This is a genomic window from Bradyrhizobium valentinum (assembly GCF_001440405.1).
Taxonomy (GTDB): domain Bacteria; phylum Pseudomonadota; class Alphaproteobacteria; order Rhizobiales; family Xanthobacteraceae; genus Bradyrhizobium; species Bradyrhizobium valentinum.
In genome coordinates this window covers 1-5714 of sequence record NZ_LLXX01000009.1, presented here as the reverse complement: position 1 = coordinate 5714, position 5714 = coordinate 1, and the positions used below count along the sequence as shown (strand labels likewise).

General features: G+C 58.2%; 6 protein-coding genes and 2 pseudogenes. 4 read left to right on the top strand and 4 right to left on the bottom strand.

The genetic code is table 11. From position 1 onward, the window contains the following. Together glmU (CP49_RS01100) and CP49_RS45705 are read left to right on the top strand one after the other, a co-directional pair. On the top strand, positions 1 to 1109 hold a 1109-nt coding region (gene glmU, locus CP49_RS01100; RefSeq protein WP_057848455.1), incomplete at its 5' end, for a bifunctional UDP-N-acetylglucosamine diphosphorylase/glucosamine-1-phosphate N-acetyltransferase GlmU. Between the two features lie 387 nt (positions 1110 to 1496). Continuing rightward, the gene (locus CP49_RS45705; RefSeq protein ID WP_197422991.1) at positions 1497 to 1646 is read left to right on the top strand and encodes a hypothetical protein; all 150 of its coding nucleotides are present in this window, start codon (positions 1497 to 1499) and stop codon (positions 1644 to 1646) included. Between the two features lie 680 nt (positions 1647 to 2326). Here the strand turns inward: CP49_RS45705 and CP49_RS01090 are convergent. Continuing rightward, the gene (locus tag CP49_RS01090) at positions 2327 to 2560 is read right to left on the bottom strand and encodes a DUF6894 family protein (RefSeq protein ID WP_057848453.1); all 234 of its coding nucleotides are present in this window, start codon (positions 2558 to 2560) and stop codon (positions 2327 to 2329) included. Positions 2561 to 2814: 254 nt separating this feature from the next. Further along, entirely contained in the window at positions 2815 to 3270 is a 456-nt protein-coding gene (locus CP49_RS45700; protein ID WP_057848452.1) for a DUF1353 domain-containing protein, read from the bottom strand. A gap of 391 nt (positions 3271 to 3661) precedes the next feature. On the opposite strand from CP49_RS45700, the gene CP49_RS01080 reads away from it, so the two are divergent. Further along, complete coding sequence (locus CP49_RS01080; protein WP_057848451.1) at positions 3662 to 3853, top strand: hypothetical protein; 192 nt, start codon at positions 3662 to 3664, stop codon at positions 3851 to 3853. 50 nt (positions 3854 to 3903) lie between these two features. Continuing rightward, a pseudogene (gene glmU / locus CP49_RS01075) lies at positions 3904 to 4050 on the top strand (bifunctional UDP-N-acetylglucosamine diphosphorylase/glucosamine-1-phosphate N-acetyltransferase GlmU); the annotation flags it as partial. Positions 4051 to 4206: 156 nt separating this feature from the next. Here glmU (CP49_RS01075) and CP49_RS01070 read toward each other — a convergent pair. Together CP49_RS01070 and CP49_RS42180 are read right to left on the bottom strand one after the other, a co-directional pair. After that, positions 4207 to 5421, bottom strand: coding sequence for an ISAzo13 family transposase (locus CP49_RS01070; protein ID WP_057848449.1), 1215 nt, complete (start codon positions 5419 to 5421; stop codon positions 4207 to 4209). A gap of 46 nt (positions 5422 to 5467) precedes the next feature. Next, positions 5468 to 5596 (bottom strand): annotated as a pseudogene (locus CP49_RS42180) (transposase domain-containing protein); the annotation flags it as partial. Positions 5597 to 5714 lie beyond the last annotated feature (118 nt).

Sequence of the window (5714 nt, the reverse complement as noted above, 5' to 3'; positions counted from 1 at the left end):
CCGCGCATGCCGTGCTGGCGGCCCGCGAGGCGATCGCGCGCGGCTCAGACGATTTGCTGGTGGCGTTCGGCGATACGCCGCTGATCTCGGCCGAGACCTTTGCGCGGCTGCGCGCGCCGCTGGAGAAGGGCGCGGCGCTCGCGGTGCTTGGCTTCCGCGCCGCTGATCCGACCGGCTACGGCCGGCTGCTGCTCGAAGGCGGTCGCCTGACGGCGATACGCGAACATGCCGACGCGACGCCCCAAGAGCGCAAGGTGACGCTGTGCAACGCCGGCGTGATGGCGTTCGACGGCCGCCGCGCGCTGGAAATTCTTGGGTCGATCGGCAACGCCAACAGCAAGGGCGAGTATTATCTGGTCGATGCCGTCACCATCGTCAGGGAAATGGGATTGGAGGCCGTCGTGATCGAAACCACCGAGGACGAAGTGCGCGGGATCAACACCAAGGCCCAGCTCGCCGAAGCGGAAGCGGTGATGCAGGCGCGGCTGCGCAAGGCAGCCCTCGATGCCGGCGTGACGCTGATCGCGCCGGAGACGGTCTATCTCGCCGCCGACACGACATTCGGCAACGACGTCACCATTGAGCCCTTCGTGGTAATCGGCCCCGGCGTGACCATCGCTGACGGCGCGGTGATCCATTCGTTCTCGCACATCGTGCAGAGTTCGATCGGCAAGAATGCGCTCGTCGGCCCCTATGCGCGTATGCGACCGGGCAGCTCGCTTGGCGACGGCGCGAAGATCGGCAATTTCGTCGAGACAAAAGCCGCGACAATCGAGGCAGGCGCCAAGGTCAACCATCTGTCCTATGTCGGCGACGCCCACGTCGGCGCCAAAGCCAATCTCGGCGCCGGCACCGTCACCTGCAATTACGACGGCTTCTTCAAGCACAAGACCACGATCGGCGAGGGCGCCTTCATCGGCACCAACTCCTCGCTGGTGGCGCCGGTGAAAATCGGCAACGGCGCCTATATCGGCTCGGGCTCCGTCATCACCAAGGACGTGCCTGACGACGCGATGGCCGTGGAGCGCAGCCCGCAGAACAACCGCGAGGGCGGGGCGGCGAGGTATCGGGAGATGAAGATGCGGGCGAAGGCTAAGAAAGAGGGTTGAGCGCGGGGCTTGTTTAGCAATTTGGCTACCAATTGGTGCCAGCATTCCGCCATTGCGGATAGGTCGCGATCGGCGACAGCGAATTCCGAAAGGCTCTAACCCGACCGGCCCGGTTGGCGGTCTCTTTCCTCTGGAGAGGCCCACTATGTTCAAAGGCTTTGTAATGGCAGCCTTGATGCTGCTTGGTGCGTCGCAGCTAGACCAGTATCTCACCCATGGTCGGTATACCGATGCCGCCATATCGATGCTGAGGCAGATCAGGCACTCGTTCGGTATTTGACCTGCACCTCGGTTCACGCCGAAGGGCACGCCTTAACCTTGATGAATATTCGTTCAAGTTCCTGCAACGTCTCGCTCGGCGTCATGCTCTAAAGTGCGGAGCGCGTCATGGACGACGACAGGGAACAGCGTGAACTTCAAGAGCGGGTGATGCGCTTCCGCGTGATGGAGCGCGAGGTCACTGACCCGCTTGCAATTGGGCTCCTGCACGACATCGTCACAGAATTGGAAGCGGCACTGGAGCAGCTTGACAGATAGTCATGCAAAAGCCCGGCAGCCATTTCGGACTGCCGGGCGAACGCAAATACTAGGTGAACTGAATGCCGTACCGCTGCTATGCGGCTATTCTGACGCGGATTTCGGAACTGTCTATCCGGAAGAGTACGGGCGCGCACTCGGAGAGGAGTCTTCAAGAGAAGTCGTGAGAGAGGAGCTGACCCGAACGGACGTGACTTAACCTCTGGGCTTCGTCTCGTCTTCTAACTCCCGAAGTCGATCGATTTGCATTTTGAAGTGCGCGGGTATCTCTCGATCTTCCTTGATCGACGCTCGTAGTCTTTCGCCAATCTTTTGAACGATCGCGCGACTGTGTCGGGAATCGATCTCAACAGTGTTTCGCTCAACAGCGTTTCGCTCAACAGTGGTTCGCATAACAGTTCTCCAGCCCACGCACGGCCCAACGATGCCCGACAGTAATATCGAGGGGCCTTCTTCCTGCTTGCAGATCAGGCGGAGACCGCCGCCTTTGGCTATCCTGCGCGTGCGCTTGTTCTTGAACAGCGGGTCCGAAGACCTTTGGCTATCCGCGACATGCGCCGTTCATTGACGGCGGGCGGCGGTCTCGCATCAACAATTCCGCAATGAGGACTTTCGTTCCGGTTCCATTAACGGTTGTTCAGCTTTCTTTCAGGGAACTGCGAACTACGGCGCAAGCGGTTTCAGTGCTTCGTCTCCAACCCCCATTGGAACACCGCTTCGCATATGGGCCCGTCCTCGTTGCGCACCGAGATTGCCAGGCGGGGGCAGCCTTCACGGCGAACCGTATCGCGCGCGAGATCAGCAAGGGAGAGGGAGACTTCGCGCCGTACTGAGGCCATGTCGGGCAGGATCATGCCCTCTTCGTCGGTGGTTAGTTCGCCGTCAGCAATAACATCGAAAAAGTACCGCCCCATTGTGAACGCTCCTGGTCATGGCGGGAGCGCGGGTGGCGTCTCTCAGTCACCGATAAATTGCCGTGTTGACCGTGCGGTGATCCATGGCAATCTCTGGCACTACGGTATGTTCCAAGGAACTGACGACGATAATGCTCATCGCCCGCGAATTACGGTGCACTTAATCCGGGAGTACCGTCGTCGCCAAGATGCAGCGGCAGCACCTCGCGCCGCCGCACGGGCCACAACGTCGGAAGCAAGTACGGGCATGGACGCTACTGCCTAACTACTTGTGTAGCGTTGGGGGTGGTGTTGTGGTCGATCATGGTGGGCCTTACGTTATACCAAGTCCCAAAGCGTACGCCCCAGTAGAGCAGGTACTTCTGAACCCAGCCGACGTTGAGGAGCTCCATGGCTTCGAAGAAAATTCGGTCGGCATGGTCGCGCGTCGGCGCTTCAGGATGGGGATTGTTGAGCGCGATTCGGTAGCACAGGTAGTCATGAACGACGCCCGCGCGGCTCCAGCTTGCCCAAACTGGCAGGATCGACCACAGCAATCGTGGAATGGATGGGCCGTCGGTGATGAAGCCCTTCGAAACGAGGATGACGCGACCGGAGCCGCGGCCTCCGACCTCATAGGTGAGGGGCTCTGCCAAGCGCCATAAGCGCCAGCCATGCGTATCGTTACCGGAGAGATGCGTAATCGTCAGTTCGCTCGTGAATGCGCCCACAGCTCTTCCTCCCCTTCCTCGAATAAGCGATCCCGTCAGTTGATGATGCGAGGACGTTAAGGGAGGTCGGCTCCTCAGACCGTGATGAGTGTCACTAAGCTCTAAGCCTGACTGCGCAGGATGCGTTCTGAAATCCAAGTGAGTTACGGTGACAGTGCATTCAACTCTTGAGACTACGGCGCGATTGCTAATTGTCTCGTCGCCTGAGGTTGGCGTCATGCGGGCATTGAACCGCAGCCAGGTTCGCGAGTTTCTGCCAAGGTTCATCACTGGAGCGGAGAAAGCTCAAGAGGGACAGGCTGTGATCTGGTTCACATCTTGGGCCCCAGGAAGAATGATAGCTTGGACTTGGAATTGGAATTGGTGCAGATCAAACAAACGAGGTTAGATCATGCCCGCCATATTCGATCTCCTGTACCGCGAATACTGCCGTGCCCGCCTCGCCGAGATGCGGCAACAGCTTCTGATCTCGCCTGACAGGCATGAGGTCCCGGAAGCGCTTTGCGATGCCAAGAATGCTGTCGATGCTAGTCCGGCAGGCGGCAGTGAGACAACCACGCAGCACGAACTGCCGAAGCATTAGGCCGATCTATAATCACAATTAGGGTGACAGTGCTTGGACACCGTAATCCCAAGGTCAACCATCTCTCCTACATCGGCGACGCCCATATCGGCGCCAAATCCAACATCGGTGCCGGCACCATCACCTGCAATTACGACGGCTTATTCAAGCACAAGACCACGGTCGGCGAGGGCGCCTTCATCGGCACCAACTCCTCGCGCGATACCGCGAGATGAAGATGCGGGCGAAGAAGCCGAAAGAGGGTTGAGCGCAGGGCCTGTGTATGCGTCCGGTGAGGGCCACGGGTCGTCTCCTCGGGCCTGTGGATAATGCCACGAGCCACAATGGACGGAGGACTGAGCAGGTCTAGAAAGTCAGGAAATAGGTCGCGGAGTGAGTGAGTAGTTCCAGCGGGGACAGACGTCGTGAATGGACAACGCGAGCTCTTTCAACTGTCGTTCTGTAACCTTCCTACCTTTCCGGTATATCTCCTGATCGAGTTGAGCTTCCACGGTCAGTCCGGCGGTGGTTGTCGTGCCTCTGATGAATGCAAGCATCACCTCAAGGCTACGCAGCGGCTGGCCAGCCCAGTTTATGCTGATGTGACTGAACAACCTATATTCCACTGGATTCCATTTGGAGCACCCTGTCGGATAGTGACTTACGGTGACCGTCAGGCCGAAGGCATCGCAAAGCTTTTCTTGTAAGTCCTTTTTCCAGGTCCTGAGGTTATACCCGTTGGCGCCACCCCCGTCGGCAAACACCAGGAGCCGGTTGCCATGCGGATAAGCTAACCGGCCGTGAAGGCACCACCAACTTTCCAAGCAACGGACCGCAAATTCAGAAGTGTTGTTGGACGTTCCAACCGTAACGTATCCGATATTTTTAGCGATGTCGTAGATACCGAAAGGAACTGCCACACATTTCGCATAACTCGCGAAGTGAGAGTCTGTCTCTATTGGTTCTCGACGCCAACTTTTTCCCTCGCGTCTAAAGTTTCCTATGAGCTCCTTCTTTTTGGTATCGATGCTAATGACGGGGAGTCCCTCGCGAAGATACTGGGCCTTGAGGGCAGCGATGTACTTGAACTGTTCGTCCCGATCAGGATGCTGCGCTCCCGCCTGTTTTTTCCAGTTAACTCGCAATGAATATCCCATTTTTCGCAGCAGCCGCGCTACAGTGTGAGTGCAGGCTGTGTGGCCTTGCTCATCCAGGCGCCTGCTGAGATTTCGTAGGCTACTACGTATCCATTTTTGGGAGCCCGTTGGATCGCCGGCAATTTCGTCTGACAGCATTTGCTGGAGAGCTTGTTCGATCTGTGGATCGTTCACCTCGGTCAATTTTCTGCCGGCACGAGGGGATCCCCCTGAAGGTACCAAGCTTCCTGCCGTCGACCCATTGGTTGATCTAACTTTCCACATCCCTGTCGATATCGCCTGATAGGAGATGCCTGTTACACTGGAGACTAGCGCGATACCTCCGTGGCTGATCGCTTCGGCCTCAGCAGCAGCCCACAAGCTTCGCTGCCGTCGATTCAGGTAGGGGCGCAGGAGCTGCCACCTCGTGAGGATGTCGGAGCCCTTTACCATGACCGATCCTCCCTGGGCTCACCAGATCGCATGTTAGCGATCGTGATCAGGCAGCCAGCTTAGTAGAGGTCGTCTTCCAATTCCAAGGCAGGAGTTCGTGAATGCGCTTGGCGGGGTGATCCGGTAGGCGGGCCAGCACATCGGCGAGCCTGGCCTGGGGATCGACATCGTTGAGCAAGCGTAGCCTGGATAAGCGTAGCGACATCCGGGGTTGTGGTTTATCCCCGCATATCGCTGCGCTCATCCGGGCTTGTATGGGGATATGGTTGTCAAGGGGAATGATTGATCAGGGC

Excerpts from the sequence above, each read along its gene's own strand:
- CP49_RS45705 (WP_197422991.1), top strand. The coding sequence starts at position 1,497 with ATGGACGACGACAGGGAACAGCGTGAACTTCAAGAGCGGGTGATGCGC.
- CP49_RS01090 (WP_057848453.1), bottom strand. The coding sequence starts at position 2,560 with ATGGGGCGGTACTTTTTCGATGTTATTGCTGACGGCGAACTAACCACC.
- CP49_RS01080 (WP_057848451.1), top strand. The coding sequence starts at position 3,662 with ATGCCCGCCATATTCGATCTCCTGTACCGCGAATACTGCCGTGCCCGC.
- CP49_RS01070 (WP_057848449.1), bottom strand. The coding sequence starts at position 5,421 with ATGGTAAAGGGCTCCGACATCCTCACGAGGTGGCAGCTCCTGCGCCCC.